The sequence below is a fragment of the Acetobacter oryzifermentans genome (assembly GCF_001628715.1).
GTDB classification, from domain to species: Bacteria; Pseudomonadota; Alphaproteobacteria; order Acetobacterales; family Acetobacteraceae; genus Acetobacter; species Acetobacter oryzifermentans.
On sequence record NZ_CP011120.1, the window covers coordinates 778,211 to 803,421 of the forward strand.

31 protein-coding genes are annotated in these 25,211 nt (G+C 57.4%); 19 read left to right on the forward strand and 12 right to left on the reverse strand.

From position 1 onward, the window contains the following. Nucleotide 1 precedes the first annotated feature (1 nt). The 5 genes from lpxD to gloA all read left to right on the forward strand — a co-directional run bounded on the left by lpxD (nt 2) and on the right by gloA (nt 3,872). Nucleotides 2–1,087: a UDP-3-O-(3-hydroxymyristoyl)glucosamine N-acyltransferase gene (gene lpxD / locus WG31_RS03795; RefSeq protein WP_063353690.1), complete on the forward strand. Its 1,086-nt coding sequence runs from the start codon at nt 2–4 to the stop codon at nt 1,085–1,087. A gap of 112 nt (nt 1,088–1,199) precedes the next feature. Continuing rightward, nucleotides 1,200–1,610: a 3-hydroxyacyl-ACP dehydratase FabZ gene (fabZ, locus tag WG31_RS03800; RefSeq protein ID WP_003622563.1), complete on the forward strand. Its 411-nt coding sequence runs from the start codon at nt 1,200–1,202 to the stop codon at nt 1,608–1,610. Nucleotides 1,611–1,743: 133 nt separating this feature from the next. After that, nucleotides 1,744–2,601 (forward strand): acyl-ACP--UDP-N-acetylglucosamine O-acyltransferase, encoded by an 858-nt coding sequence (lpxA, locus tag WG31_RS03805; RefSeq protein WP_063354867.1) that lies wholly within the window; start codon nt 1,744–1,746, stop codon nt 2,599–2,601. After that, entirely contained in the window at nt 2,598–3,455 is an 858-nt protein-coding gene (locus WG31_RS03810; protein ID WP_035354114.1) for an LpxI family protein, read from the forward strand. The genes lpxA and WG31_RS03810 overlap by 4 nt, the downstream gene beginning before the upstream one ends. 24 nt (nt 3,456–3,479) lie before the next feature. Continuing rightward, nucleotides 3,480–3,872 carry a lactoylglutathione lyase gene (gene gloA, locus WG31_RS03815; protein ID WP_003622570.1) on the forward strand — a complete coding sequence of 131 codons (393 nt, stop codon included), beginning with the start codon at nt 3,480–3,482 and terminating at the stop codon, nt 3,870–3,872. Nucleotides 3,873–3,879: 7 nt separating this feature from the next. Here the strand turns inward: gloA and WG31_RS03820 are convergent, their stop codons facing one another. Beyond that, nucleotides 3,880–4,275, reverse strand: coding sequence for a hypothetical protein (locus WG31_RS03820; protein WP_063353691.1), 396 nt, complete (start codon nt 4,273–4,275; stop codon nt 3,880–3,882). Between the two features lie 151 nt (nt 4,276–4,426). Here WG31_RS03820 and rpmH point away from each other — a divergent pair, with 151 nt between their 5' ends. The 8 genes from rpmH (at nt 4,427) to WG31_RS03860 (ending at nt 11,284) form a co-directional block, all read left to right on the forward strand. Beyond that, nucleotides 4,427–4,561, forward strand: coding sequence for a 50S ribosomal protein L34 (gene rpmH / locus WG31_RS03825; RefSeq protein ID WP_035354109.1), 135 nt, complete (start codon nt 4,427–4,429; stop codon nt 4,559–4,561). A 23-nt stretch (nt 4,562–4,584) separates the two neighbouring features. Next, the gene (gene rnpA / locus WG31_RS03830) at nt 4,585–4,965 is read left to right on the forward strand and encodes a ribonuclease P protein component (protein WP_050793129.1); all 381 of its coding nucleotides are present in this window, start codon (nt 4,585–4,587) and stop codon (nt 4,963–4,965) included. A gap of 122 nt (nt 4,966–5,087) precedes the next feature. Further along, the gene (gene yidC, locus WG31_RS03835; protein ID WP_063353692.1) at nt 5,088–6,839 is read left to right on the forward strand and encodes a membrane protein insertase YidC; all 1,752 of its coding nucleotides are present in this window, start codon (nt 5,088–5,090) and stop codon (nt 6,837–6,839) included. Beyond that, on the forward strand, nt 6,836–7,519 hold the full coding sequence (yihA, locus tag WG31_RS03840; protein ID WP_006116339.1) for a ribosome biogenesis GTP-binding protein YihA/YsxC: 684 nt from the start codon (nt 6,836–6,838) through the stop codon (nt 7,517–7,519). Before yidC ends, yihA begins: the two co-directional genes overlap by 4 nt. 30 nt (nt 7,520–7,549) lie before the next feature. Further along, the gene (gene argB, locus WG31_RS03845) at nt 7,550–8,467 is read left to right on the forward strand and encodes an acetylglutamate kinase (RefSeq protein WP_012812628.1); all 918 of its coding nucleotides are present in this window, start codon (nt 7,550–7,552) and stop codon (nt 8,465–8,467) included. A 136-nt stretch (nt 8,468–8,603) separates the two neighbouring features. Then, complete coding sequence (gene dapD / locus WG31_RS03850; RefSeq protein WP_003622584.1) at nt 8,604–9,452, forward strand: 2,3,4,5-tetrahydropyridine-2,6-dicarboxylate N-succinyltransferase; 849 nt, start codon at nt 8,604–8,606, stop codon at nt 9,450–9,452. 36 nt (nt 9,453–9,488) lie between these two features. Continuing rightward, a complete protein-coding gene (dapE, locus tag WG31_RS03855) occupies nt 9,489–10,664 on the forward strand; it encodes a succinyl-diaminopimelate desuccinylase (RefSeq protein WP_006116334.1) in 1,176 nt (391 codons plus the stop codon). Further along, nucleotides 10,661–11,284, forward strand: coding sequence for a hypothetical protein (locus WG31_RS03860; protein ID WP_035354101.1), 624 nt, complete (start codon nt 10,661–10,663; stop codon nt 11,282–11,284). The genes dapE and WG31_RS03860 overlap by 4 nt, the downstream gene beginning before the upstream one ends. A gap of 24 nt (nt 11,285–11,308) precedes the next feature. On the opposite strand, the gene truA is transcribed toward WG31_RS03860, so the two are convergent. From truA to def, 3 genes are read right to left on the reverse strand one after another with little or no spacing between them, the layout of a single operon-like run. Further along, nucleotides 11,309–12,097, reverse strand: a complete 789-nt coding sequence (gene truA, locus WG31_RS03865; protein ID WP_063353693.1) for a tRNA pseudouridine(38-40) synthase TruA — start codon at nt 12,095–12,097, stop codon at nt 11,309–11,311. After that, nucleotides 12,094–13,032 carry a methionyl-tRNA formyltransferase gene (gene fmt / locus WG31_RS03870; protein ID WP_063353694.1) on the reverse strand — a complete coding sequence of 313 codons (939 nt, stop codon included), beginning with the start codon at nt 13,030–13,032 and terminating at the stop codon, nt 12,094–12,096. Before fmt ends, truA begins: the two co-directional genes overlap by 4 nt. Before the next feature lie 19 nt (nt 13,033–13,051). Further along, complete coding sequence (gene def / locus WG31_RS03875) at nt 13,052–13,612, reverse strand: peptide deformylase (protein WP_063354868.1); 561 nt, start codon at nt 13,610–13,612, stop codon at nt 13,052–13,054. Between the two features lie 238 nt (nt 13,613–13,850). On the opposite strand from def, the gene WG31_RS03880 reads away from it, so the two are divergent. Both WG31_RS03880 and WG31_RS03885 read left to right on the forward strand, forming a co-directional pair. Beyond that, nucleotides 13,851–14,360, forward strand: coding sequence for an Hsp20 family protein (locus WG31_RS03880; RefSeq protein WP_006116329.1), 510 nt, complete (start codon nt 13,851–13,853; stop codon nt 14,358–14,360). A gap of 18 nt (nt 14,361–14,378) precedes the next feature. Further along, nucleotides 14,379–14,645 carry a hypothetical protein gene (locus WG31_RS03885; protein ID WP_006116328.1) on the forward strand — a complete coding sequence of 89 codons (267 nt, stop codon included), beginning with the start codon at nt 14,379–14,381 and terminating at the stop codon, nt 14,643–14,645. A gap of 90 nt (nt 14,646–14,735) precedes the next feature. Here the strand turns inward: WG31_RS03885 and hpf are convergent, their stop codons facing one another. Continuing rightward, entirely contained in the window at nt 14,736–15,356 is a 621-nt protein-coding gene (hpf, locus tag WG31_RS03890) for a ribosome hibernation-promoting factor, HPF/YfiA family (protein ID WP_006116326.1), read from the reverse strand. Between the two features lie 336 nt (nt 15,357–15,692). On the opposite strand from hpf, the gene WG31_RS03900 reads away from it, so the two are divergent. Beyond that, nucleotides 15,693–15,995, forward strand: coding sequence for a hypothetical protein (locus tag WG31_RS03900; RefSeq protein ID WP_006116325.1), 303 nt, complete (start codon nt 15,693–15,695; stop codon nt 15,993–15,995). Nucleotides 15,996–16,029: 34 nt separating this feature from the next. Further along, complete coding sequence (locus WG31_RS03905; RefSeq protein ID WP_063353696.1) at nt 16,030–16,878, forward strand: MOSC domain-containing protein; 849 nt, start codon at nt 16,030–16,032, stop codon at nt 16,876–16,878. Here WG31_RS03905 and lptB read toward each other — a convergent pair. From lptB to WG31_RS03930, 5 genes are read right to left on the reverse strand one after another with little or no spacing between them, the layout of a single operon-like run. Then, a complete protein-coding gene (gene lptB, locus WG31_RS03910) occupies nt 16,875–17,702 on the reverse strand; it encodes an LPS export ABC transporter ATP-binding protein (RefSeq protein WP_006116323.1) in 828 nt (275 codons plus the stop codon). The two genes, WG31_RS03905 and lptB, sit on opposite strands and share 4 nt — an antisense overlap. Before the next feature lie 2 nt (nt 17,703–17,704). After that, on the reverse strand, nt 17,705–18,805 hold the full coding sequence (locus WG31_RS03915) for an LptA/OstA family protein (RefSeq protein ID WP_063353697.1): 1,101 nt from the start codon (nt 18,803–18,805) through the stop codon (nt 17,705–17,707). Nucleotide 18,806: 1 nt separating this feature from the next. Next, nucleotides 18,807–19,544 carry an LPS export ABC transporter periplasmic protein LptC gene (gene lptC / locus WG31_RS03920; RefSeq protein ID WP_019089779.1) on the reverse strand — a complete coding sequence of 246 codons (738 nt, stop codon included), beginning with the start codon at nt 19,542–19,544 and terminating at the stop codon, nt 18,807–18,809. Next, nucleotides 19,541–20,554, reverse strand: a complete 1,014-nt coding sequence (locus WG31_RS03925; RefSeq protein ID WP_006116320.1) for a KpsF/GutQ family sugar-phosphate isomerase — start codon at nt 20,552–20,554, stop codon at nt 19,541–19,543. The genes lptC and WG31_RS03925 overlap by 4 nt, the downstream gene beginning before the upstream one ends. A gap of 47 nt (nt 20,555–20,601) precedes the next feature. Continuing rightward, nucleotides 20,602–21,255, reverse strand: a complete 654-nt coding sequence (locus WG31_RS03930) for a ribonuclease D (RefSeq protein ID WP_035354091.1) — start codon at nt 21,253–21,255, stop codon at nt 20,602–20,604. A 205-nt stretch (nt 21,256–21,460) separates the two neighbouring features. Between WG31_RS03930 and rlmB the strand changes: the two genes are divergently transcribed. Further along, complete coding sequence (rlmB, locus tag WG31_RS03935) at nt 21,461–22,303, forward strand: 23S rRNA (guanosine(2251)-2'-O)-methyltransferase RlmB (RefSeq protein ID WP_063354869.1); 843 nt, start codon at nt 21,461–21,463, stop codon at nt 22,301–22,303. Here rlmB and WG31_RS03940 read toward each other — a convergent pair. Together WG31_RS03940 and WG31_RS03945 are read right to left on the reverse strand one after the other, a co-directional pair. Then, the gene (locus WG31_RS03940) at nt 22,237–23,589 is read right to left on the reverse strand and encodes a purine-cytosine permease family protein (protein ID WP_063353698.1); all 1,353 of its coding nucleotides are present in this window, start codon (nt 23,587–23,589) and stop codon (nt 22,237–22,239) included. The two genes, rlmB and WG31_RS03940, sit on opposite strands and share 67 nt — an antisense overlap. A 50-nt stretch (nt 23,590–23,639) precedes the next feature. Continuing rightward, on the reverse strand, nt 23,640–24,458 hold the full coding sequence (locus WG31_RS03945) for an SDR family NAD(P)-dependent oxidoreductase (protein ID WP_167348731.1): 819 nt from the start codon (nt 24,456–24,458) through the stop codon (nt 23,640–23,642). A 99-nt stretch (nt 24,459–24,557) separates the two neighbouring features. Here WG31_RS03945 and gmk point away from each other — a divergent pair, with 99 nt between their 5' ends. Next, nucleotides 24,558–25,211 (forward strand): guanylate kinase, encoded by a 654-nt coding sequence (gene gmk / locus WG31_RS03950; RefSeq protein ID WP_063353700.1) that lies wholly within the window; start codon nt 24,558–24,560, stop codon nt 25,209–25,211.

Here is a 25,211-nt window from a genome sequence, read left to right on the forward strand (position 1 = left end):
CGTGGCTGAGGGTACAACATTTTCCGGGCCGGCAGACCCTCGTTTTTTCACCCGGGCGGGGCCGTTTGATGCGGCCACGCTGGCTGAAACCGCAGGGGCGGAACTGGTGCTGCCTAAAGCCGGTGCCCTGCCAGAAAAAGGCTTTGTGGGTATTGCGCCGCTACAGGCCGCAGGCCCGCATGATGTCAGCTTTCTGGATAACCGCCGGTATGCCCCTTTGCTGGAGCAAACCAAGGCCGGGCTGGTGATTGTTGCGCCTGCTTTTGCAGATAAGGTGCCTGCCGGGTGTGCCGCACTGGTAACGGGCACGCCGTATCTGGCGTGGTCTCGCATTGCGCGGTTGTTTCACCCACGGGTGCCAGCGCGTGCGGGGGTGCATCCTTCAGCATGTATAGACCCCACAGCCAGCATAGACCCCACGGCAGAAATTGGGCCGTTTGTGGTGGTTGGGGCCAAGGCGGAAATTGGGCCGGGTTGTATTATCGGTTCCCACGCCGTGGTGGGAGATGGCGTGCAGCTTGCGCAGGATTGCCGCATTGGCAGCCACGTTACACTCTCCCACGCTGTGTTGGGCGAACGGGTTATTATTCTGCCCGGCTCCCGCATTGGGCAGGATGGGTTTGGTTTTGCAGTTGGCCCGCAGGGGTTTGAAACCGTGCCGCAGCTTGGCCGCGTGGTGCTGGAAAACGATGTAGAAATTGGCGCCAACAGCACAATTGACCGTGGTTCGGTGAATGATACGGTTATTGGTGCAGGATCACGTCTCGACAATCTGGTGCAGATCGGCCACAACGCCCGTCTGGGGCGGTGTTGTATTGTGGTTTCGCAGGCCGGGATCTCTGGCTCCACCGTGCTGGAAGACTATGTAACAATTGCCGCGCAGGCTGGCCTTATCGGGCATATCCGCATTGGCGCAAAGGCGCGTATTGGCGCGCAATGTGGCGTAATGTCGGATATAGAAGGCGGCGCGGATGTTATTGGCAGCCCAGCTATGCCGTTCAGGGAATTTTTCCGGAACGTAGCGGTATTGCGCAAGCTGGCAAAAAAAGCGTCTGGATCGGCCAAGAACGGTTCGGACAAGGGATAAACTAAGGTCGGTGCTTGTTACCGGCGCAAAGGGTGGTTTCGGGGACGTGGAGACGAAACAAGAATCGCAGCAGGACGCTCAGACGATCGACAGAATTGACGTCAACCGTATCATGCAGGCGATTCCGCACAGATATCCTTTTCTTCTGATCGACCGGATGGAAGATATCGTCCTGGGAGAAGAGGCAACAGGTATCAAGAATGTTTCGGTCAATGAACCATTCTTTCAGGGGCATTTTCCTGCACGCCCTGTTATGCCGGGTGTATTGCTGGTTGAGGCTATGGCGCAAACCGCCGCAACCTTGGTTGTGCTTACACTGGGTAAGGACTTTGAGGGCAAGCTGGTGTACTTCATGACCATTGAAGGCGCAAAATTCCGCCGCCCGGTAGAGCCGGGGGATCAGGTGCGCATTCATGTGGCCAAGGAACGCCATCGCTCCAATGTGTGGAAATTCCGCGGTGAAGCCCGCGTAGAAGGCACTGTGGTGGCGGAAGCCACATTCAGCGCCATGATTATGGGTTGAGAACCCGGCCTGTTCACATCATTCTGTTAAGGCAAGTCAGGTTTGCCCCGAAACTGCCCAGATTTTTTTACAAAAGGGTAAGGTAGGGCAAATTTGCCCGGCCAACGGTGAACGGAAATAAGGAACTGAATTGGTGCACGCTGCAGAGGAAGCCAGATCAACCGTTGTCCACCCAACGGCTCTTGTTGCTCCCGGTGCGCGGCTTGGGCAGGGGGTGGTTATCGGCCCTTGGTGTTCTGTCGGGCCAGATGTCACGATTGAAGACGGGGTTGAGCTGATCTCTCATGTGGTGGTCGATGGCCACACACGTTTGGGGGCGGGTTCACGCTATTTTCCGTTTTGCACCGTGGGCATGGCCCCGCAGGACTTGAAGTATAAAGGTGAGCCAACCCGGTGCGAGATCGGGGCTGGTACAGTGGTGCGTGAACACGTTACCATCCATCGTGGCACCGCCACGGGGTCTGGCCTTACCAAGGTGGGGCAGAATGTGCTCATCATGGCCAACGCCCACGTAGCGCATGATTGCGTGCTGGGTGATCGCGTTATTATCGTGAATAACGTGGTGATGGGCGGGCATGTTAGCATTGAGGATGATGCCCGTATTATGGGCTCCGCTGCCATTCATCAGTTTGTCCGCATTGGGCATGCAGCCCTTGTGGGCGGTGTGGCTGGGGTGGAAGCCGATGTTATTCCTTACGGCAGTGTGCTGGGCAACCGCGCGCGGCTAATTGGCCTGCATTGGATCTGGCTGCGCCGGAATGGCGTGCAGTCTGATGAAATCCATCGGATGCGTAAGGCGTTTCTTACGCTGTACCCTAAAAATGGCTGTGGGGAAGATCCGTTTTCTGTGCGTCTGGAACGGGTGCGTGCAGAATTTGGTGATAACCCCCGTGTGCGTGAAATTCTGGACTTTATAGATGCTCCTAGTCGGCGTGGCCTTGTGCGCCCCGCACGGCAGGATCTGGAGCGTGCAGAAACCGAGGGCGCGTGAGCACACCTTCTGCTGTTGGTATTCTGGCTGGCGGTGGCCCTCTGCCGGGCAGAGTGGCAGAAGCAGCCACAGCAGCAGGGCGGCCTGTTTTTATTCTGGGGTTTGAAGGTTTTGCCGAACCCGAAGTGATCGGCCCTTGGCCGCACGAATGTGTCCGGCTGGGTGCAGCCGGGCGTATGCTTTCCCTTTTACGGCAACATCATTGTTCGGATCTGGTTCTTATCGGGCCAATCCGTCGGCCTTCCTTGCGCAATTTGCGCCCGGATGCCGAAGGCGCACGTATTCTGGCGCGTTTAGGTCGTGCTCTGTTTGCGGGGGATGATGGCCTGCTGGGTGCCCTTGTGCGCATTTTGGGCGAGGAAGGCTTTCACATTCGTGGAGCGCACGAATTTCTTACGCAGGCTGTGGCACAACCCGGTGTATTGGGCCGCATGCAGCCAGATGCACAGGCACAAGCAGATATTCAGCGCGGCATTACTGTGGTGCAGGCGCTGGGGCGGCTGGATATCGGGCAGGGCTGCGTGGTGCAGAATGGCGTTGTGCTAACGGTAGAGGCCATGGAAGGCACAGACCGTATGCTGGCCCGTGCAGGTGAATGCAGGCAGCCGGGTGAAGGTGGCGTTCTGGTAAAAATGCTTAAGCCGGGGCAGGAAAAACGGGCGGATATGCCCACAATAGGGCCTGTAACTGTGCAGAATGCCCATGCGGCAGGCCTGCGCGGCATTGCGTTTGAGGCCGCCCACACACTGCTGACAGACAGGCAGCGTTGTATAGAGGAAGCAGACCGGCTGGGCTTGTTTCTTCTGGCCTTCAATCCTGTTGAAGATGCAGGAACAAGCGCGCAGTCTGCCTGATACTTCAAAACAAGGAGCAAACAGATGGCAAGTTTTCTGCATACCATGGTGCGGGTGCGCAATCTGGAGAAAAGTCTGGCGTTCTACAAACTGCTGGGCATGCACGAACTCCGCCGACGCGAGGTGCCGGAAGGACGTTATACGTTGGTGTTCATCGGCTATGCAGATAATGCTGCCGGGCAAGCTGAAATCGAGCTGACCTATAATTGGGGTGAAGATGACGGCTATGAACTGGGCACCGGGTTTGGTCACTTTGCCGTAGGCGTGCCTAATGTGGCGGAAATGGTAGCACGTGTGCGGGCCGGTGGTGGCAAGGTGACGCGAGAAGCCGGGCCAGTAAAATTTGGCACCACCGTAATTGCTTTTGTTGAAGACCCCGATGGTTATAAGGTCGAGCTGATCGAGCGCGCTGAATAAAGGCAGCTTAGCTTTGCGGGTGTTGCTTTAGGCGTGCGGTCAGGCGGTCTAGCGAATCATTAATGGTCTTGGCAGCTTTCTGCACTGCTGGGTCGGAATATGTATCAAGCTGCTCTGCTGCCAGCATGGCGGGGGAGACAATGCCCCGAATATCGTGCCGCAGTTTGGAATCTGTTGTTGGGGCCGGTGCTGGAGGTGCAGCCGCCGGAGTGGGGGCGGCTGTATGTGGTTGCAGCTTTATGCCCAGCCATGCACCTAAAGCCGCCGCACAAATAATAGGCCCTAACGCAATGGGGAAGGCCAGCCCCAGCACTCCGGCCAGCACGGCACCTGCTACAGGCAGGCAGAAAATAACGGCTGCGGCACGGGCGGGAAAGGGCATGGTGTTCATGTTTTTCTCCATCTTGCGGGGGATTCTGCCGCAAGGCTGCGGTAACGACTCTACGGTATAGATTGACGGTTCCTTATCTGAACTCTATAAGCCGCAGCTTCAAGAGGCGTGGTCTTTAACAGGCCACCGGATAACCGTATTCAAATAGTAAGGGAGTGCCGCCATGAAGCGCACTTATCAACCGTCCCGGCTGGTTCGCAAGCGTCGTCACGGGTTCCGCGCGCGTATGGCAACCGTTGGTGGCCGCAAGATCATCGGCAACCGTCGTGCCAAAGGCCGTAAGCGCCTTTCCGCGTAAGAACTGCCCGGCAGTCCGGCTTGATGGACGGGCCTGCAGCGCAGGAGCAGCCAGCGGCGGAATCTGCACGATCTCTGCGGCTTAAAAAGAGGAAGCAATTCCTCTTTCTGGCTTCTCGCGGGCGTAAAGCGCCTGTGCCGGGGCTTGTTTTGCAGCTTTTCCGGCGTCCGGATACGGATGTCGCGCGTGTAGGCTTTACGGTTACCAAAAAGGTCGGCAACTCCGTGGTGCGTAACCGCGTGCGCCGCAGGTTGCGCGAAGTTGTGCGTATTGTAGAAGCCGATACGCCGCTAAACGGTCTGGACCTTGTTCTTATAGGCCGTAGCGCCACCATAAATCGCCCATTTGTGGCGCTGGTGGCTGATTTCCGTAAAGCATTAGCGTTGTGCCAGCGGGATTCCTGATATCCTGCCTTGCATTCATGCTCGTCCTGCGCTGGAACCTGTATGCCGTTTAAGACTCCGGGTTTTTTACGGGTGTTAAGTTTTCCAATTTGTATGTGCAGGGGGCCGCAAGGCCGGAGCTTATGGATTCAAAACGTCTGATACTGGCAACATTGCTGTCAGCTCTGGTACTTTTCGGGTATGACTATTTTTTCCCACAGCATCAGCTTGTGCCACCGGCGCAGCAGGGCGTACATGCTGTAGCGCCTTCGGCCCCTGCCTCTTCTGGTGCAGCCGCTCCGGCTGAAAACACGCAGGCAGAAGCCGCTGCCCCGGTAAAGGATGGCCCGGAAACCCGTGTGGCCATTAATGCCCCTGCCGTACAGGGCACGCTAAATCTGCGTGGCGCACGGCTGGATGATCTGGTGCTCAAGCATTATCGGGAAACCGTAAAGCCAGATAGCCCGGATGTGCGTGTTCTTAACCCCGCTTCCACCCATGCAGATTATGTAGATTTCGGTTGGCGTGCGCCTTCCGATGTTTCTGTGCGTCTGCCAGATGCCAACACATTGTGGAAAGCCTCTGGCACCCAGATGGATGCCGAACACCCGCTTACCCTTTCTTGGGATAACGGGCAGGGCCTAACCTTTGATATCCGCTTGTCGGTGGACCAGAACTACATGTTCACCATCAGCCAGCAGGTGCATAACAGCACCGGGCAGGCTGTGGCGCTGTATCCTTTCTACCGCGTGAACCGTGGTTACACGCCAGAAGAAACCGGCGGCATGCTGGTGCATGAAGGCCCGATCTCGGTTATTGATGGCCGTCTGAACGAAGGCTCCTACAAAACGGTGCGCACGGGTGGCGTACCGCCAGACAACATTGCATGGAGCCATCAGGGCACCGGCGGTTGGGCTGGTATTACAGATAAATACTGGCTGATGGCCGTGCTGCCAGACCAGAATGCTAACGTAATTGGCACTTATGGTTTTCAGGCAGCACAGGGCGCGTATCAGGTTGGCTTTACGGCTACAGCACCTGTGCAGGTGGCCGCGGGGCAGACAGCTTCTACCGAGGCCCACGTGTTTGCGGGCGCCAAGGAAGTGCGCCTGCTTGAACAGTATGAAAAAGACCTGCACGTGCCCATGTTCTGGAAAGCCGTAGATTTTGGCTGGCTTTCCTTCCTTACCCGCCCTGTGTTCTTTGTGCTGGATTGGCTGAACGAACATCTGGGCAGCTTTGGCCTAGCGCTGCTAACGTTTACCGTGATTGTGAAAGTGGCCTTTCTGCCGCTCACCATCAAGCAGATGCGCATGACATGGAAAACAGCGCGCCTGAAGCCGCAGGTGGATCTTATCCGTTCCCGCCTGAAGGATGACCCAATGGCCATGCAGCAGCAGATTATGGCGCTGTATCGGCAGGAAAACGTCAATCTGTTCGGGGGCTTTCTGCCTCTGCTTATTCAGGCGCCTGTATTCTGGTGCTTGTATAAGGATCTGTACGTCACCATCGAAATGCGGCACGCACCGTTTGTGGGCTGGGTGAAAGATCTTTCTGCGCCAGACCCCACCAACCTGTTCAACCTGTTTGGTCTTATCCCGTTTGATCCCACCCACATTACACCTTTCTTGGCGCTGGGTGCATGGCCGATCATGTATGGGGCCACGCTGTTCCTGATGCAGAAGGTGAGTTCCAGCTCTGCCAACATGGACCCATCACAGCAGAAGGTGATGATGTTCATTCCGCTGCTGTTCACGTTCTTTATGGCGCGGCAGCCGGTTGGGCTGGTGATCTACTACTGCTGGAGCAACATCCTTACGGCTGTGCAGCAGGTTGTCATCATCTCCCGCCTCAAAGCGGCAGATGCCAAACCCCAACTGGTTAAGCCCAAATGACAGATGATGCCGCATCCTCTTTCCGAGAACTAAAGGATGAAGCCCGTATTGCCGCCGCCCTGGAAGAGGGGCGGCGGCTTTTTGCGGGTTCATGCGAATTTGTGTTTGGCGCACAACGGCTGGGGCAACTGCCACCGCAAACCCTGCCAGAAATTGCGTTTGCCGGGCGTTCCAATGTGGGTAAGTCCAGCTTGGTAAACGCGCTTACGGGCCGCAAAACGCTGGCGCGGGCATCTTCCGAACCGGGGCGCACCAAGCAGCTCAACTTTTTTAATCTGGCAGACCGGCTGATGCTGGTGGATATGCCGGGTTATGGCTACGCAAAAGCTGCCAAATCCGTAAAGGAAGATTGGCAGGATATGATGTTTGATTACCTGCGTGGCCGCCCAAGTTTGCAGCGTGTGGTGCTGTTGCTGGATGCCCGGGTGGAAATGAAAGCCCATGATCTGGAAGTGATGGATCTGCTAGATAAAGCGGCCGTCAGCTTTCAGGTTGTGCTTACCAAATGCGATAGCGTTAAACCCGGCCCGCTGGCACGCAAGCAGGCAGAAGTTGAAGCGGAAATTCGCCGCCACCCTGCGGCTTTTCCCTACCTGTCTTTAACAAGCAGCCAGACAGGTGAAGGTATTGAGGGCTTGCGGGCGGAACTGGCAGAATTTGCCCTGCCCAAGGCGCCATGATCTGATGATGACAAGCAGGACGTGCAGAACATGACAGAACCACGGGTTCCTTCTTCCCATTCCCATCATGATGCGGCGCAGGAAGCCGCCATTCTGGCCGGAGCCCTGCCGTATCTGCGCCGCTATGCGGGAGATACCATTGTGGTCAAGTATGGTGGCCACGCCATGGGCAATGCAGATTTGGCCAAAACCTTTGGGCGCGATATTGCGCTGCTCAAGCTGGTGGGTATCAACCCGGTTGTGGTGCATGGCGGCGGCCCGCAGATTAACCAGATGCTCAAGCGGCTGGAAATTCCTTCCACCTTTGTGGATGGCCTGCGCGTAACAGATGCCAACATGGTGGATGTTATCGAGATGGTTCTGGCTGGCTCTGTGAACAAGGAAGTGGCGGAGCTTATCAGCCGTGAAGGCGCGCTGGCCGTTGGTATTTCCGGCAAGGACGGTAAAATGATTACCGCCCGCAAATTGCAGCGCAAGGTGCGGGATACGGAAAGCCAGATTGAACGCGTGCTGGATCTGGGCTTTGTGGGCGAACCCATAAAGGTAGACCCACGGGTGATTTATGCGCTGTCTGGCTCTGGCCTTATTCCGGTTATTGCACCAGTGGGCTTTGGGGAAGACGGGGCTACCTACAACATCAATGCCGATACGGCAGCGGGCGCTGTAGCCGGTGCGGTGCATGCCACGCGCTTGCTGATGCTAACAGATGTGCCCGGCGTGCTGGATGCCGATGGTAAGTTGATACCCGAACTCACAGCCGCGCAGGCCATGCAGGCTATTGAGGATGGTGTGATTACCGGTGGTATGATCCCCAAGGTGGAAACCTGCATTCAGGCCGTGCAGGCCGGTGCGCGTGCGGCCGTCATTATTGATGGCCGCATGCCTCATGCCTGCCTGCTGGAACTGTTTACGGCATCTGGCTCCGGCACCATGATCCGGGCGGAATAACGCCGCGGTTACCTGCCATTTTCCGGGGTGCCATGCGTTGACACGCTGCGTGTGTGTCCGCATGGTCGCTCTGTGTTTTTTCTGCCGGGGCTGTGGTGCAGCCCCGGTGTTTGTCCATCCTGTCTGACGGTGTGTTATGACCAACGAAACTTTGCGCGCGCATATTGAAGCCCTGTGGGAAAAGCGGGACCAGATTTCCTCCGCTACAACGGGGGAAGACCGCAAAGCCATTGAAACGGCTCTGGAAGCTCTGGATTCTGGTGCGCTGCGTGTGGCCGAACCCAAGGAAGATGGCTGGCAGGTGAATGAATGGCTGAAAAAAGCTGTTCTGCTTTCCTTCCGTCTGAATGATAGCGTAGCCATTCCCGGTGGCGCAGCAGGTGCTCCTGCGTATGACAAAGTGCCGCTGAAGTTTGCTGGCTGGGATCAGGCCCGTTTTGATAAGGCTGGCTTCCGCGTGGTGCCGGGTGCTGTTGTACGCCGCTCCGCCTTTATTGCGCCCGGTGCTGTGTTGATGCCCAGCTTTGTAAATGTGGGGGCACGCGTAGATAGCGGCACCATGGTGGACACATGGGCCACTGTTGGAAGCTGTGCCCAGATTGGTAAAAACTGCCATATCAGCGGTGGCGCAGGCATTGGCGGCGTTCTGGAACCGTTGCAGGCTGCCCCGGTGATTATTGAAGATAACTGCTTTATCGGCGCACGTTCCGAAGTGGCAGAAGGCGTGATTGTGGAACGCGGCTCCGTGCTTTCCATGGGCGTGTTCCTTGGGGCTTCCACCAAGATTGTGGATCGTGCAACGGGTGAAATCTACATGGGCCGCGTTCCGGCTTATTCTGTTGTCGTGCCCGGCACCATGCCATCTTCCAAGCCGGTTGGCCCGGATGGCCGCCCCAATCCTGCTCTGGCCTGCGCTGTTATTGTTAAGCGGGTGGACGAACGCACGCGTTCCAAAACCTCCATTAACGATCTGCTGCGTGACTGATCTGGCAGACTAAAAAGCGAAAAGAGGCAGAAGAGCATGGCGGACGCAGCGCAGGTGAGTATTCCGGCCAATCTGGCACTGACAGATCCGGTTGGAGTGGCGCAGGCGCTTATCCGTCTGCCTTCTGTCTCGCCAGATCCTGGCGCATCTCAGCATCTGCTTGCAGCCATGCTGGAGCGCTTGGGGTTTGAGGTAACGCACCTTCCGTTTGGTGAGGGTGCGGAGCGCACGCCCAATTTCTTTGCCCGTTTGGGCACGGGCAGCCCCCATATCTGCTATGCGGGCCATACCGATGTGGTGCCGCCGGGGGATGAGGCCGATTGGTCTTACCCCCCTTATGCGGCAGATATTGTGGATGGCGTGCTGTACGGCCGCGGCGCGTGTGACATGAAGGGCGGCATTGCATCTTTTGTTTCTGCCGTGGCGCGGCATGTGGCCGCAGGGCCGGGCAAAGGCTCCATCAGTTTTCTGATAACCGGGGATGAAGAAGGCCCCGCCACCTATGGCACGGTAAAGGTGCTGGAATGGATGGCGCAGCACAACCAGATTCCCGATTACTGTCTGGTAGGTGAACCCACCAACCCCAAGGTATTGGGCGAAATGGTGAAGGTAGGCCGCCGTGGCAGCCTGAACGCGCATATTGTGGTGGAAGGTACGCAGGGGCATGTGGCTTACCCACATCGGGCAGATAACCCGGTGCATCGCCTGCTGGCCGTGCTGGAAGCTTTGCGCGCCACGCCGTTGGATAACGGCACCGAGTATTTTGAACCCTCCAGCCTTCAGGTTACCAGTGTAGATGTGGGCAATGGAGCCACCAATGTTATTCCCGCACGGGCGGAAGCACGGCTGAACATTCGGTTTAATGATCTGCATACAGGTGCCGCGCTCAAGGGCTGGGTGGAAACTATCTGCCGCCAGCATGCCCCGCGTTCCCGCGTGGAAACCAAGATCAGCGGCGAATCTTTCCTTACGTCTCCCACGCAGGAAACCACAGCCCTTGTAGAGGCCATTCAGCAGGTTACAGGCCGCACACCCAAGCTGGATACCGGGGGCGGTACATCGGATGCACGCTTTATCAGCCGGTATTGTGCGGTTTCTGAATTCGGGCTGGTGGGGGCGAGTATTCACAAAGTTGATGAACACACGGATATTGCGGATCTGGAAATGCTGACACGGATCTATCAGACTTTTCTGGAAGGAGCGCAGGCATGATTCCCGATACCAGCAAGCCCGGTGTTATCCGGCGTACATTGCAGGGCATGTTGCTGCTGGCCAGTGGGCGCAGAGATGGCATAGCGTGTTTTGATGGCACGCTGGATGCTTTTGGCGCAGCACTTGCACCGCAGTTGGCGTTTTTGGTGGTGGGGCTGTTGCAGGTCTTCCTCCAGACCGACAAGATTATGGCGCTTATCAAGGTTCTGCTTTCCTTGTGCGTCACCTTGCTGCCTGCTGTTGTGTCTCATTTTTACGCCCAGCGTTGGGGGCGTGGGGCGCTATGGCTGCGTTACATTACGGCAGCTACATGGTGCAACTGGGTTGTGGTGCTGATTTCTCTGGCCGCTACGCTGCTGGCTGCTCTGCTGTTTCCTGCCATTGCGCAACAGCCGGGCTTTATGGCCGCATTGGTGATGACAGCCGCTGTGTATGAACTCTGGCTGCAATGGTTTGTGGCCCGCGTGGGCTTAAGCATTAGCGGTGGACGTGCCTTTGTGCTGTATGCCTCTGTGCTGTTGGCCACGCTGGCATTGTATGGTTTGGCCGCGCTGCTGCCACCCCATTACAAGGTGCTGACCGATCTGCTCCAGCCCATGATTGTGATGAACAATTCCTGAAGAAAGTTTTGTGTCAGACCTGTTTTAATCAAACGGGTCTGGATCATACCCCACGCCGTTTAGGTAAAGCCCCTCTGGCGGGGCGGTAGGGCCTGCGGCGCAGCGGTTGCGGGCCTCTAGAGCTTCTGCCACACGCTCTGGCTGCCAAGCGCCAATCCCCACAAGTTTAAGCGTGCCCACCATGTTCCGCACCTGATGGTGCAAAAAGGAACGGGCCTTGGCAAAAACAATCACCTCATCTCCGTGGCGGGAAACATCTAGCTGGTCTAGCGTACGCATAGGGCTATGAGCCTGGCAGGCCACGGCGCGGAAAGAAGTGAAATCATGCGGGCCAACCAGAATATTGGCTGCTTCCTGCATTTTTTCTACATCCAGCGTGCTTTTAACGTGCCACACATTTCCTGCCAGCAAGGTAGGGCGCGATCTGCGGTTGAGGATACGATACTGGTATGAACGCCACGTGGCAGAAAAACGAGCGCTCCAGTCAGTATCCACCTGCGCGGCATCCAGCACCACCACGTTATGCGGTTTGAGGTGGTAGCTCAGCCCCTCCCGCACAGAATGGCGAGAGAAACGCACATCTGCGGGAAAATCCAGATGTGCCACCTGTGCCAGCGCATGCACGCCGGAATCTGTGCGCCCGGCGGTAATGCTGCTTACAGGCCGATTACCGGCCAGCCGTGCAGCCGCCGCTTCTAACAAACTTTGCACGGAAAGGCCGGATTTCTGGCGTTGCCAGCCCACAAGGCCGGTGCCATCATATTCCAGTTTAACGGCCCAGCGCTGAACGGGAGCAAGTTCTTCTTCCATCATGCGGCGTCTGGCTGTTTGGCCCCTAAAAGCGTGCCAGCGGCCAAAGGCTGGCCACGTAGGAAGGCATCAGCATCCATCATGCCGCGGCCCGGTTTTTGCAGGCGGCTCAGCCGCACGGCGCCGTTGCCACAGGCAATGGTCAGGGCATCATCCAGTACTGTGCCGGGTTGGGCGCTGTGCTTGGTATCAGGCAGGGGGGTGGCTGCGCCAATTTTCAGCACAGTGCCATCAGGCAGGGTGCTGAAGGTGCCGGGCCACGGTGTAAGTGCGCGAATTTGGCGGTCTATTTCCGTGGCGGTTTTGGCCCAGTCTATGCGCCCATCCTCACGCGTTAGGCGGGGGGCGTAGGTTACGCCTTCTTCTGGTTGTGGGGTTGGGGCGGGCATATCGGCCAGCACACGCAGCGCCATATCTGCGCCCAGAGCACTCAGGGCATCATGCAGGCTGGTGGCGGTTGTGGTGGCGGTAATGGGCACGGCTTCACGCAGCAACATGGGGCCTGTGTCTAACCCGGCTTCCATCTGCATGATGGTGACACCGCTTTGGGTATCTCCGGCCAGAATGGCGCTTTGGATGGGGGAGGCACCGCGCCAGCGCGGCAGCAAGCTGGCATGAATGTTCAGGCAGCCAAGGCGCGGGGCGTCTAGCATGGCTTGGGGCAGAATAAGCCCATAGGCGGCCACAATGGTGGCATCGGCCTGTAGTGCTGCAAAATCTGCCCATTCTTGCTCATTTTTACGCAGAGAGAGCGGGTGGCGCACCAGCAGCCCCAGTTCTTCCGCCGCCTGCTGCACGGGGGAAGCCTGAAGTTTTTTGCCGCGCCCTGCGGGCCGCGGCGGCTGACAGTACACAGCAACAATTTCATGCCCCGCGGCATGGAGCGCACGCAGCGCCGGAACAGAAAAATCCGGCGTGCCCATAAAGACAAGACGCATGGTTGGCGGCCCCTTAGGCTTATTTACGCTTTAGTTCCTTGGCCAGACGGCGCAGGATCATGTTGCGGCGCAGGGCAGAAAGGTGGTCTACAAACAGCACGCCTTCCAGATGGTCTATTTCGTGCTGGATGCAGGTGGCCAGCAGGCCTTCGGCTTCGCGCTCCACCACATCGCCATTGATGTTGTTCCAGCGCACGCGAATCTTTTCCGGGCGCACAACTTCTGCATACTGGTTGGGCAGGGAAAGGCAGCCTTCTTCCCGCACGGCCATGTCTTCGGTTTCTGCAATCACTTCGGGGTTGATCATGACAATCGGGTCCCGCGCATCCTTTTCTCCCAGATCAACCAGAAGAAAGCGCTGGCTCAGGCCCACCTGCGGCGCGGCAAGCCCAATGCCGGGGGCCTGATACATGGCCGAGAACATGTTGGGCAGAATCTTGCGAATGTCTGCCACGTCTTCCGGCTTTACCAGCCGCGCCTTTTGGCGCAGCACAGGGTGCGGCGGCGTAAGGATATGAAGGGGTGCTGCGCCATCCGATGCAGCAGAAAAAGAGATGTCTGTATTGGCTGCGTGTGTCATACTGCGGGATGTAGCGCTCCACTGCGCCTGATGCCAGAGGAAAACACAGGGAAAATCTGCCTCTGGCCTTAAAACCTGTTGCACCACCGCCACAGTGTGTTGTCCAATACCCCCATTTGGCCAGATACAGGCATGGGGGCGGGGTTGCGTGTCAGCGGGCCTATCCCATATCGTGATAAGATCAGATGCTGTAACGGGTCTGATTTTTCTGTCTCGCTCAAGGAAGGAGGAGGCTTGGATGTCTGGAAGACTGTTTGGCTCACCCATGTTTTTAGGGTTTGACCATCTGGAGCAGATGCTTGAACGCGCCAGCAAGGGATCGGGCGATGGATATCCGCCCTATAACATTGAGCAGATTGCCCCTAACGGCCTACGGATCACTTTGGCCGTAGCAGGCTTTAAAATGGATGACTTGCAGATTACGCAGGAAGATAATCAGCTTGTTATTCGTGGTCGTCAGATGGAAGACGGAGAAGAACGCGTTTTTCTGCACCGAGGTATTGCCTCTCGCCAGTTCCAAAAAGCATTTGTGCTGGCGGAAGGGATAGAAATTGGCGGGGCGTGGCTGGATAACGGTCTGTTGCATATAGACCTGTTTCGCCCCCAGCCGGAGGTGCGTGTGAAACGCATTGAAATTGTGCAGGGTGGGCAAAAAAATGGCCGCGCGCCTGCTGCTGGTAGCGGCAGCGTGCTTAAAACCCGCTCATCGCGCATGCTGCGCCCAGTGATGGACGTGGATGAAAGCTGACCCAATAAGGAGGACGCCATGAAAAGTTCCATCTACAACGGTAGCGCCCCCGTTATGCCGCATGCGGCTGAACGCCCAGCAAATGTTCGCCAGCTTTCAGAAAGCCAGTTCCGCTCCCTTGGGCTGCGGGAGGTTGCCTATACGCGCCCAGCGCTGATGGAAGATGATGAAGTGGGTTGCGCCATTTACGCGGCGGACGGATCTTTGCTGGCTGTGGTGGAAGATCTGGAAACGGCATGGGGCGCAATTGTGCAGAATGATATGATCCCCGCCAGCTTGCAGTAGCGGCGGCGGCCCAAGGGCCATTCAGTCTTTCCAGATAGAAAAAGGATCGGTGATGAGCCGATCCTTTTTTATGCGCATCACGCTGTTGGCTTAGCGTGGGTTGGTATCAATCCACCCAATATTGCCATCATCCCGCCGGTAAACCAGGCTCACCTGCTCGTTGGCCGCGTTACGGAACAGCAGGAAAGAAATACCTGCCAGATCAAGCCGCATAACGGCCTCGCCAACGCTTAGTAAGGGAATATCCGTGGGCTGCTCGGCAATAATGGCGGCAAAAGTTTCTGTATCCGTGCCTTCTGGCTGGGTGGAAAGCACGGGTTTTTCTGTGCTGTCTTCAGATGGCAACGGATCTTCATTAAGCGGTTGCAGCACATAGGTGCGGCCGCTTTGTGCTGTTGCCTGCCTTTGGGCGCCGCGTGTGTGGGATGTAACCCGGCGGTTATACCGGCGCAGGCGTTTGGCAATATGTTCAGCGGCATCATCAAATGCCCCATTAGCATCTGCGGCTTCGCCTTCACCGCGCAATACAAGGCCACTGCCTGTGCGCACATTAATATCGCAGGTAAAGAACGAACGCGCCTTGCTGAATGTCACCTGTGCTTGCAGGGCTTTGTCAAAATATCGTTCCGCTAGGTTGCCGAGGTGGGAATTGACCCGGTGCTTAAGCGCATCGGACAGATCAATCTGTTTACCTGAAACCTGAATATGCATAGAACGTCGTTCCTTGCTGCTAAGTGGCAGAATCTCCAGATCTGAATAAACACCGGTGCCATACCAGAACCGGGTTTTATCAGGTTCAACTGGTTAGCCTTGTTACGTTACGCGAAGTGTTTGTAACGCTTCTTTCACATTTGGGCATGGGTGGCGGTTGCTGTCCATGCCTTTGTTTTAAATATAATGCAGGGCTAGGCCTCTCGGTTGCATGGCTGCGTAAAAAGCACTTAGCAGGCTTGCAGTGGGCAAACAGCCATGCCTAACAATACACAATAAGGCCAGAACAATACGGGGCAGCCTGCCTGCCGTTGTTGACAGGAGAGTATATTTTCCATGCTGCTGCGCTCTGCTCCGCCGGTTGAAATGCCTAAAATGCCCCGCGGGCAGATGGTGCGCGTTAAGCTGGGCTGCATGGCTGGGCTGGGTGTGCTGTACGGCGCGTTTGTATGGCATCTGGCGCATGAAAAAATAGCCCCGCGGCCCAATCCGGCAGCACGGGTTGCTATCCGCTTTATCAAGCTGCCTATGGTTATTCCGCCTGCGCCAGCACCTATTGAACCAGAGCTTGTGCAACCTGCACCGGTTCAGTTTCCACCCCCAAAGCTGGTGCTGCGCCATGCGGGGCACCGCCGCTAGTTAGGGGTTTGGCGATATACAGGGAGTTTGCTGCATGACAGATTTAAGCGTTGCTGGCGTGCATGTTTACCCTGTTAAGGGACTGCGCGGGCTTTCTCCCACCCAAGCCAGATTATGGCCTTGGGGGCTGGAAGCAGACCGGCGGTGGATGATTACAGATCCACAAGGCCGGTTTATAACCCAAAGAACCTGCCGGGATATGGCGCTGATATCTGCTTTGCCTACGCCACAAGGGCTGGAACTGGGCAAGGCCAATATGCCCCCGTGCGTTGTGCGCTTTCCAGATACCAACGCGCCCATGCGCTCTGTTACCGTATGGAAAGATACGGTGCAGGCACGGGATGCGGGGAAAGACGCAGCGGTTTGGCTGGCCGAGGCTTTAGCGCAACCGTGCAGGCTGGTGTGGATGGATACACCCCAGCAAGCGCGCCTGCGCCATTTGGATCAGGCAGATGTTCCGGTTTCCTTTGCAGATGGATACCCGCTGCTTGTGGCTAATACGGCATCTTTGGCGGATTTAAACGCGCGTTTGCCTTTGGGGCAGGCTGTGCCTATGGCGCGGTTTCGGCCTAATATTGTGGTGCAAGGGGCAGCACCGTGGGCCGAGGATGGCTGGCTGCGCATACGTGTTGGCGCAGCCATTTTACGTATTCTGGCTCCATGTTCGCGCTGTGTGGTGACAACGATTGATCAGACCACAGCAGAAGTGCCTTACCCCAAGGAGCCTCTGGCCACGTTGGCATCGTTCCACCGCACGCCCAAAGGGATAATGTTTGCGCAAAACGCAGTGGTAGAACAGCCCGGCATAATAGAGGTGGGTGCGCCTGTAACTATATTAGACTCCGGGCCATCCAACGTGTTGGCGCAAATGGCCAAAGCTTAAAGCGAGAAGCTTTCACCCAGATACACGCGGCGTACATCTTCATGAGCTACAATTTCTTCTGGCACACCCTGCATCAGCACCTGACCACTGTGCATGATATAGGCGCGGTCAATCACTTCCAGCGTTTCACGCACGTTATGGTCGGTAATCAGCACGCCAATGCCGCGATCTTTGAGGTGGGATACCAGATCACGAATTTCCCCCACGGCAATGGGGTCAATACCAGCGAGTGGTTCATCCAGCAGAATGTAATGGGGCTGGCTGGCCAGTGCGCGTGCAATTTCCAGACGGCGGCGTTCTCCCCCTGAAAGAGCAAGGGAAGGCGAGCGGCGCAGATGGCTGATACCAAATTCGCTTAACAGACCATCCAGCATCACCTGCCGCTGGTCTGGGTCTGGCTCTACCACTTCCAGGGCGGCCAGAATGTTCTGCTCCACATTCAGGCCACGGAAAATACTGGCTTCCTGCGGCAGGTAACCAATGCCCAGCCGGGCGCGCCGATACATGGGTAACTGCGTAATATCCGCCCCGTCCAGCGTGATGGAGCCGGTATCGGGCTGCACAAGGCCTACAATCATGTAAAAGCTGGTGGTTTTACCTGCACCGTTTGGCCCCAGCAGCCCGACAGCTTCCCCCCGGTGTACCTCAATGGAAACGTTTTTCACCACCTCGCGCTTTTTATAGCTTTTGCCAATGCCGCGTGCGTACAGGCCGTGGCCGGGGCGATGCGGGGCATGAATGTCAGTAGGTTCCGGCCCAACGCCTACGCCTACAACTTCTTCACGAACCGTTTCTTCCGACGTCCAGGTGACTTCCTGATTCATGCTTATTTCCTGTCCGACGTATCGCCGTTATTGGGCACAACCAACCCACTTACCCGGCTGCCGGGGCGTTCTGTCATGGTGGCTATGCCTGTGTGCATGTTGATAATGGCGGCAGCGCCCTGAATCTGGTTTGGTCCACGGGTGATATGGACATTGCCAACAATGCGGGCAATGCCGGTATCAGGCACATACACCCCGCGTTCCCCCGTTACGATTTCTGTTTGCGTGTGCACCCATACATGGCCAAAGGCGTTCACCTTTTCCAGCTTGCCCGAACCGCTGCTGAGCGGATCTGAACTGCTGTTGTTGCTGGCCTGCTGCTGTGGCTGGGCGTTCTGATCTGGCGGGGCGCTGTAGCCCACCAACACATCAGCCCGGATCTGGCGCTGATCGTTCGTGGTGACGGTAGCGTTGCCACGCCCGATGGAAATATGCTGCTGCGAATAATATTCCATCGAATCCCGCGCTGTCAGCACATCCTGCGGGGTGGTCAGCTTCATGGCCTTGCCGGTCATGACAAGCACGGCCTGATCCATGTCGTACACGGCTTTATCCCCCCATGCCTGATCGGTCTGGGTGAAGATATGTACGTGGCCTATGGCTTCAAGCCGGAAAATTTCGTTGGCGCCGGAATCCTGATCATCCCCTCCGGCGGCTTTCTGGCCACCTGCATCTGCGCTGCCATTGGTGGCAGGGGCTGGTGGAGGCTGATCTGTACTGGCCGGAGGTGTGGCCGGTGTGGCGCCGTTGGCTGCCGGGGCCTGCACGCTTGCCGGTTTTGCACCATTTGCCTCAGCCGGGGTGTTAGCGTCTGGCGCGCCGGGGGCAGGGGCTTTTTTGCGGTAATAGGCAATCAGCTTGTCTGCCGTAACCGTAACATCCCCACGGATGGCTTTTGCCTGATCATAGGCGGTAACTTTTTTCTGGTTCTGGTCCCAGTCAAACCCACCGGCGGCGGTTACGGTAATTTGCCCACCGTGAGACATATCAATGGCCTGCGCCAGCGCTGTGCCAGAAAGGGCCAGCATGGCGCATGGCAATGCCGCTATAACGGCAGAGGCAATACGCAGGGCAGGGCGAGGGCGAGAAAAAAGGCGGCGCATATCAGGAAGCCTTGCCTTTGGGGGCTGAATCACTGTGGCGATCATCATTCAGGATCAACTGGCCGGGGCCGCGGAACTGGGCAATGCCTTCATGCTGGGCCAGTAGATAGCCCTTGGCATCAAGCGAGCCAAAAGGCCCTTCTGCCCGCACCCATGAATCGGAGGCAATAATGCCGCGTTTGACATCAATATCGGCTACAGGGCTGTGCATCATCAGGCCATCATCGCGGTACAGGGTTACTTCTCCGGTTAGGTCGAGAATCTGTGCGTGCTGCATGTAAACGCCTTTTTCCGATTCAACCCAAAGCCAGCTTCCGCCCTGCGTGAGCAGATCAGCCTTGGGGCGGATCAGATCCATACGGTTGTCATTGACCTGATGCGCACTGTCCGCCGTAATCATAAAGGGGCGGTTGTGTTCATCTACCCCGCGATACGTAGCGCCTATCAGGTTGCCGCTTTCAATCTTAACCTTGGCCAGTTCCTTAATGGTGGTTTGGTTGGCGCTTAGCAGCCTGTCTACTTCGGGCCATACGGCAATGGTGGCCAGCAGCAGCAAAGCCGTGGCAGGCAGCACCCATTTGGCCCAGCGCAGCATAGTGCGGCGGCGCGCCAGCTTGGCGGCATCCGGGAGTTTGCGCAACTGGGCGGAAGGTGCAAGCCGTTCGCGCTGGCGGCGCGTGGTTTCTTCCGAGCGGGCAAAATCGGCCCGTTGCGGGCGTTTGTCTTCCGGGCTGGTCATCCAACCCCGGCTCGGATCAGGTCATGCACGTGCACAACGCCTATGGGTTTACGGTCATCATCCAGCACAAACAGGGATGTAATGGGCCTTTTGCGCTCGTTCATCAGCCGCAGGGCTTCAGATGCAAAAATTCCCGGCCCTATGGTTAGCGGTGAATCGTTCATGACATCTTTCGCCAGCGTGGTCGTCAGATCGTGATCAAGCGCGCGGCGCAGGTCACCATCCGTGATCAGCCCCGCCAAGGTGCCATTCTGGCCCAGAATGGCTACGCATCCTAGCGCCTTGTGCGTCATTTCCACAATAACGTCCCGCATGGGGGTATTGGGGGTGGCCAGTGGCATGGCGTTATCTGTGCGCATCAGTTCCCGCACGGTGCGCAGGCGTGCGCCAAGGCGGCCGCCGGGGTGGTAGGTGCCAAAATCCGTGGCGGTAAAACCACGTTGGCGTAGCAGGGCCACGGCCAAGGCATCACCAAATGCAAGTTGGGTAAGGGTGCTGGTGGTGGGGGCCAGCCCCATCGGGCAGGATTCTGGCAAAGATGGCAGCGTAAGCGCCACCGTGGCTGCAGAAGCCAAGGTGGAATGTGCACGGCTGGTTACGGCCAGCAGTGGCAGGCCCGAGCGGCGGGCGTGGGCGGCAATGTCTCCCAGTTCCGTTGTTTCACCGGAATTGGAAAAAGCCAGAACGGCATCACCTTTTTGCACCATTCCCAGATCACCGTGAGAGGCTTCTGCCGGGTGCACAAATATGGCGGGCGTGCCTGTGCTGGCCAATGTAGCCTGCACCTTGCGGGCAATATGGCCGGATTTGCCAATGCCGGTTACAACTACCCGGCCCGGCAGCGCCAGAATTATCTCTACCGCTTCAGCAAAGGCACCACCCAACCCAACGGGGTTTTCCAGTGCTTCTGCCAGTGCATCCAGCCCTGCACGTTCCGTACGTACAACGTCAGCCGCCTCTACGCCGGGGGAAGAGGAAGCCTGCGAGCTGATATGGGTGGACATGTTCATGCCGAGCCGATCCGGTTGATCAGAAAAAAGAATGCAGGAGCGCGTGCTTACGCGCGATGAGAGAAAATATCCGGGTCTTCATAGCCCAGCAGATCCAGACGTGCGCGGGCGGGCAGGAAGTCATAGCATGCCTGTGCCAGTTCCCGCCGACCTTCACGGTCCAGCAGGGCGGACATTTTATCCCACAATGCGTGCAGATACAGCACATCAGATGCAGCATAAGCCAACTGTTCGGGCTTCAGTTCCAGCGCGCCCCAGTCTGATGTCTGCTGCTGTTTGCTGAGTTCTACGCCCAGCATATCCCGGCACAGGGCGGCAAGGCCGTGGCGGTCTGTAAAAGTGCGTACAAGGCGGGCGGCAATTTTGGTGCACACTACCGGGCTTACGGTAATGCCCAGCGCGTGCTGCAGGATGGCAACGTCAAACCGTGCAAAATGCATGATCTTGGTAATGGAGGGATCAGCCATCACACGCTTGAGGTTGGGACAATCATACCCTTTGCCCCCAAGGGAGGTGGGGATGATCTGTACCAGATGCGCTGTGCCATCACCGGCAGAAAGCTGCACAAGGCACAGTCTATCCCGATGCGGGTTCAGGCCCATTGTTTCCGTATCCACGGCCACGGACCCGGTAAAGGTCACGTTGTCTGGAAGATCGTTCCGGTGCAGTGTAATGGCACCTTCGGATGGGGCAGAGGTCATAACCCGCTCCTGCGTGTTCTGTTGCTGTATGCTGTTGTGTTTCAGACCGATACAGCCGGCGTGATGGAATGTCCATTCCTGCACGCTGTGTATGGCGCTGTTATGGCGGGGCCGTACATTTATATGCGGGATAGGCGCAGGCAGGCGGAATGCGCTAGAAGGGCCTTATCTGTTACACTCTATAATAACCCGGAACTGTGTGTTTATGCGTCAACCTCGTCATGGCCGTTCTGCGCGGCGCCCTCGTGTTTCTTCTGCTGGTGGGCGGGAAGGCGCGCCTTCGGCTCCGGCGGGCACATGCTGGCTGTTTGGCACGCACGCAGTGGCCGCCGCCCTTAATAATCCGCGCCGTGTATATGAACGCCTGCTGGTAACGGAAGAAAACCACCCGGCATTGGAAGAAGCCACACGTTCTGGCCGAAATGTGCGCGTAACCCCGGAACTGGTGCAACGCCAACGGCTGGATGATCTGTTAGGGCCAGATGCGGTGCATCAGGGTGTGGCGCTGCTGGCACGTATATTGCCCCCCATGCCGCTGGATGAAGCGCTGGAACGCCCCGGCCCGGTGCTGGTGCTGGATCAGGTAACAGACCCACGCAATATTGGGGCTATTTTACGCTCGGCTGCGGCATTTGGTGCGGCCTGCCTTGTGGTGCAGGACAGAAACGCGCCCGAAGAAACGGCTGTGCTGGCCAAGGCCGCATCTGGCGCGTTGGAAACCGTGCCTATGGTGCGTGAGGTCAACCTCTCCCGCGCGATTGAGCAGTTGCAAAAAGCAGGCTGCTGGACGGTAGGGCTGGATGCAGGCGGCACCATGCTGGATGGCGCAAGTTTTGATGGCCGCCGCGTGGCCTTGGTGTTGGGGGCGGAAGGCAAGGGCCTGCGCCGCCTAACGCGGGAAAGCTGTGATGAAATTGCCGGGCTTTACATGCCCGGAGAAATGGAAAGCCTGAACGTATCTGTAGCGGCCGCTGTGGGGCTTTATGAGCTGATGCGCCGTGGCATGCCCAGCGCGTACCAAAAAGCCGCAGCAAAAAAGCCAACGTAATAGCCAATATCGGCCCCGCCCAGCCAGCGCGCTACGGGGCCGGTGTAAAGGCTGCTGGTTGAAAACAGCGCAATGGTCAGCACGGATACAACGGCAAAAATAGTAGCTCCACGTGTCCAACCCGGTGGAATGGGGTGCACTGTGCGGTCTCCAAAATACCAATCTGCCAGCACAATGCCGATCCATGGGGCAATCCAGTACATGGTTACCAGCAGGTAATCTGTATAAAGCGTGGTGTAACGGCCTGCACCGGCCACAGCCAGCACATAACCAAGGCTGGCTGTAAGAATGGCTGCGGCAATACGCGGTACATGCAGGCCAGCGGAAATAAGGCTGTAGCTGGCAGTATTATCGTTAAACGAATTGCCGGTAATGGATGAAAGCGCAATAGCCCCAAGAGCCACAGCCCCAAGTGGCCCCATAGCCTGCTGGAGCGAGGCAATAACCGCTGTGGGTGATGCCTCCGCCACAGACCCGGCAGAAATAAGCCCCAGAATCTGGAACGGAATGGCAGAACCCAAAAGCCCTGCCAGCGCCAGCAACACCACCTTTTTGGGGCTGGTATTGGCGGGCAGATACCGCGTGTAATCTGAGGAATACGAAGCCCAGGACAAATTGAAGCTGACCAACACGCCAGTTGCCAACAAAAAGGTGGAAAAACTGACGGCATGATGCACCGCCAGAGGAGCCTGCCCTTTTATGGCAAACACAACGCCAATAAGCGTAAACACCACGAGCAGCACTGTGCCCAGATATTTCTGCAAGGCCTGCACCACATGGTGCCCGTAAATGGAAGCCACCATCTGAATACTGGCCAGTATGCCCAAAGCCAGCCAGAACGGCATGGAAAGCCCAGCCAACAGCAGCAGCGCCATAAGGGCTGTAGCGGCGGGCACGTTATTAACCGCATCCCACCCCACGCAATAAATCCAGTTTAGAAACGCAGGAGGGCGCAGGCCTTTTTGCCCCAAGGCCCGGCGAGAAGCCTCCATTTGTGTTAGCCCGGTTTTGGGGCCAATGGCGGCGGCAAGGGCCACAGGTAATGCGCCAATAATGTTGCCAACAATAATGGCGGCCACACCTGTACGAAAGTCCAGCCCCATGCCTGTAAGCAACGCCCCGGTTACCCAGCCGCCGGGGCCAAGGTTGGGGGAAAAATGGCTCCAGAACACCCGGTCGGTCGGCATGGTTTTTAGCGGCTCCGGAACGGGTTCTCTTACAGATGCGGCGGAAAGATCCTCCATCAGGCCACCAGTTTGGGGGGCTGAAGGGGGTGTCTGTATCATGGGTAGCGTATCCTGTGGCGTGGGGCTGTGGTGGGGGTGGCGCTACAGTATCATGAAAGATCCGGTTCGGGCATGGACCCTGTGGCCCCTGTAGGCTGATTGTTGTAATAGAACTCTGCCACCCGGATGGGGAGCAAATCCATAAAGCGGGAGCCCGCCACCAGCCATAGCGGAAAAGTAATGCGCCGCTCATTCCGGCTCAGCCCACGCAAAATGCGGCGGCACGCACTGTTAACATCTGTAAGACCCGGCATGGGAAAGGCGTTTTTGGCCACCATAGGGGTATCTAAAAACCCGCACACAACAGAGCTTAATAAGATACCAGCCTTTTTGGCATCACCACCCGTGGCCACCATAAACCTGTCCACTGCCGCTTTGGCTGCGGAATAAGAGGGCGTGCCGGGATAAGATACCACGCCCGCAACGGAAGAAATGGCGCAAATACGCCCGCGCATGCCATCGGCTCCGCGCGGTTGATACTGCATGACATCCAGCGCAGGCAGCACGGTGTTGAGCACGCCCATCATGTCTGTTTCAAAAATACGATAAACCTGTGCCGCGGGTTCATACGGTGCGCCATCGGGCGTTTGCGGTTTGCGGGTGCCGCCCGTTATGCCTGCACAGGCCAAAACCAGATCCAGCCCATTTGTGCTGCGTATCCATGTCTCCATTTCTGCACGGTTTGCCACATCACCAATATGCAAATGCACGGAGGCCCCTCGGCTAATGCAGGCTTTGGCGGTTTCGTTTAGCCGTTGTACGTTGCGGCCGCCCAGATAAAGGGTGCGCCCAGGCCGGGCCAGCGTTTGGGCCAGTGTTTGCCCAAGGCCGGAGGATGCGCCAGTAATCAGAACGGTATCATGCTTCATCTTACAGATCGGCCTTTGCTTATGGTGGTTATGGCATAGCATGGCGGCTTCTGGCATGAAGGCGCAAGACGGATAGACAGAACACGCAGGGAAGGCAGCATGGCGCACAACGCACAGGGTCACCATAACGGAGCAGAACAGCGGCGCGGTGTGTGCCTGGTTATTTCTGCGCCATCTGGGGCGGGTAAGTCCACCATTGCCAATGCACTGCGTGCTTCGGAGCCTGCGCTCAAGCATTCGGTTTCCGTTACCACCCGCCAGCCAAGGCCGGGGGAAAAGGAAGGCGTGCATTACCATTTCCGCACCATGGAAAATTTTGAGCACATGGCCGCCAACGGGGAATTGCTGGAATGGGCCACCGTGTTTGGCCGTGGGTACGGCACCCCCCGTGCGCCGGTGGAAGCCGCATTGGCCGCCGGGCACGATATGGTGTTTGACATAGACTGGCAGGGCCACCAGCAAATCCGCCGCGCGCTGCCCGATGATGTGGTGAGCCTGTTTGTGCTGCCGCCATCATTAGAGGAACTGGAACGCCGCTTGCGTGGCCGGGCATCAGACCACCCGGATGAAATTGCCCGCCGCATGGCCGCCGCGCGGGATGAAATCTCGCATTGGCAGGAGTTTGATCACGTTATTATCAATACGGATCTGGATCGTGCCATTACAGAAGCGCGCGCTGTGTTGGTGGCGGCACGCTTGCAAACTCGCAGGCGCACAGGGCTTTTAGATTTTGTTGCCAGTTTTGGAGCCTGA

What these genes read in the sequence shown, in the direction of transcription:
- fabZ (WP_003622563.1), top strand. Translation starts at nt 1,200, where the DNA reads ATGCAGGCGATTCCGCACAGATATCCTTTTCTTCTGATCGACCGGATG.
- gloA (WP_003622570.1), top strand. Translation starts at nt 3,480, where the DNA reads ATGGCAAGTTTTCTGCATACCATGGTGCGGGTGCGCAATCTGGAGAAA.
- WG31_RS03820 (WP_063353691.1), bottom strand. Translation starts at nt 4,275, where the DNA reads ATGGAGAAAAACATGAACACCATGCCCTTTCCCGCCCGTGCCGCAGCC.
- rpmH (WP_035354109.1), top strand. Translation starts at nt 4,427, where the DNA reads ATGAAGCGCACTTATCAACCGTCCCGGCTGGTTCGCAAGCGTCGTCAC.
- rnpA (WP_050793129.1), top strand. Translation starts at nt 4,585, where the DNA reads ATGGACGGGCCTGCAGCGCAGGAGCAGCCAGCGGCGGAATCTGCACGA.
- yidC (WP_063353692.1), top strand. Translation starts at nt 5,088, where the DNA reads ATGGATTCAAAACGTCTGATACTGGCAACATTGCTGTCAGCTCTGGTA.
- yihA (WP_006116339.1), top strand. Translation starts at nt 6,836, where the DNA reads ATGACAGATGATGCCGCATCCTCTTTCCGAGAACTAAAGGATGAAGCC.
- argB (WP_012812628.1), top strand. Translation starts at nt 7,550, where the DNA reads ATGACAGAACCACGGGTTCCTTCTTCCCATTCCCATCATGATGCGGCG.
- dapD (WP_003622584.1), top strand. Translation starts at nt 8,604, where the DNA reads ATGACCAACGAAACTTTGCGCGCGCATATTGAAGCCCTGTGGGAAAAG.
- dapE (WP_006116334.1), top strand. Translation starts at nt 9,489, where the DNA reads ATGGCGGACGCAGCGCAGGTGAGTATTCCGGCCAATCTGGCACTGACA.
- WG31_RS03860 (WP_035354101.1), top strand. Translation starts at nt 10,661, where the DNA reads ATGATTCCCGATACCAGCAAGCCCGGTGTTATCCGGCGTACATTGCAG.
- truA (WP_063353693.1), bottom strand. Translation starts at nt 12,097, where the DNA reads ATGATGGAAGAAGAACTTGCTCCCGTTCAGCGCTGGGCCGTTAAACTG.
- fmt (WP_063353694.1), bottom strand. Translation starts at nt 13,032, where the DNA reads ATGCGTCTTGTCTTTATGGGCACGCCGGATTTTTCTGTTCCGGCGCTG.
- def (WP_063354868.1), bottom strand. Translation starts at nt 13,612, where the DNA reads ATGACACACGCAGCCAATACAGACATCTCTTTTTCTGCTGCATCGGAT.
- WG31_RS03880 (WP_006116329.1), top strand. Translation starts at nt 13,851, where the DNA reads ATGTCTGGAAGACTGTTTGGCTCACCCATGTTTTTAGGGTTTGACCAT.
- WG31_RS03885 (WP_006116328.1), top strand. Translation starts at nt 14,379, where the DNA reads ATGAAAAGTTCCATCTACAACGGTAGCGCCCCCGTTATGCCGCATGCG.
- hpf (WP_006116326.1), bottom strand. Translation starts at nt 15,356, where the DNA reads ATGCATATTCAGGTTTCAGGTAAACAGATTGATCTGTCCGATGCGCTT.
- WG31_RS03900 (WP_006116325.1), top strand. Translation starts at nt 15,693, where the DNA reads ATGCTGCTGCGCTCTGCTCCGCCGGTTGAAATGCCTAAAATGCCCCGC.
- WG31_RS03905 (WP_063353696.1), top strand. Translation starts at nt 16,030, where the DNA reads ATGACAGATTTAAGCGTTGCTGGCGTGCATGTTTACCCTGTTAAGGGA.
- lptB (WP_006116323.1), bottom strand. Translation starts at nt 17,702, where the DNA reads ATGAATCAGGAAGTCACCTGGACGTCGGAAGAAACGGTTCGTGAAGAA.
- WG31_RS03915 (WP_063353697.1), bottom strand. Translation starts at nt 18,805, where the DNA reads ATGCGCCGCCTTTTTTCTCGCCCTCGCCCTGCCCTGCGTATTGCCTCT.
- lptC (WP_019089779.1), bottom strand. Translation starts at nt 19,544, where the DNA reads ATGACCAGCCCGGAAGACAAACGCCCGCAACGGGCCGATTTTGCCCGC.
- WG31_RS03925 (WP_006116320.1), bottom strand. Translation starts at nt 20,554, where the DNA reads ATGAACATGTCCACCCATATCAGCTCGCAGGCTTCCTCTTCCCCCGGC.
- WG31_RS03930 (WP_035354091.1), bottom strand. Translation starts at nt 21,255, where the DNA reads ATGACCTCTGCCCCATCCGAAGGTGCCATTACACTGCACCGGAACGAT.
- rlmB (WP_063354869.1), top strand. Translation starts at nt 21,461, where the DNA reads ATGCGTCAACCTCGTCATGGCCGTTCTGCGCGGCGCCCTCGTGTTTCT.
- WG31_RS03940 (WP_063353698.1), bottom strand. Translation starts at nt 23,589, where the DNA reads ATGATACAGACACCCCCTTCAGCCCCCCAAACTGGTGGCCTGATGGAG.
- WG31_RS03945 (WP_167348731.1), bottom strand. Translation starts at nt 24,458, where the DNA reads ATGAAGCATGATACCGTTCTGATTACTGGCGCATCCTCCGGCCTTGGG.
- gmk (WP_063353700.1), top strand. Translation starts at nt 24,558, where the DNA reads ATGGCGCACAACGCACAGGGTCACCATAACGGAGCAGAACAGCGGCGC.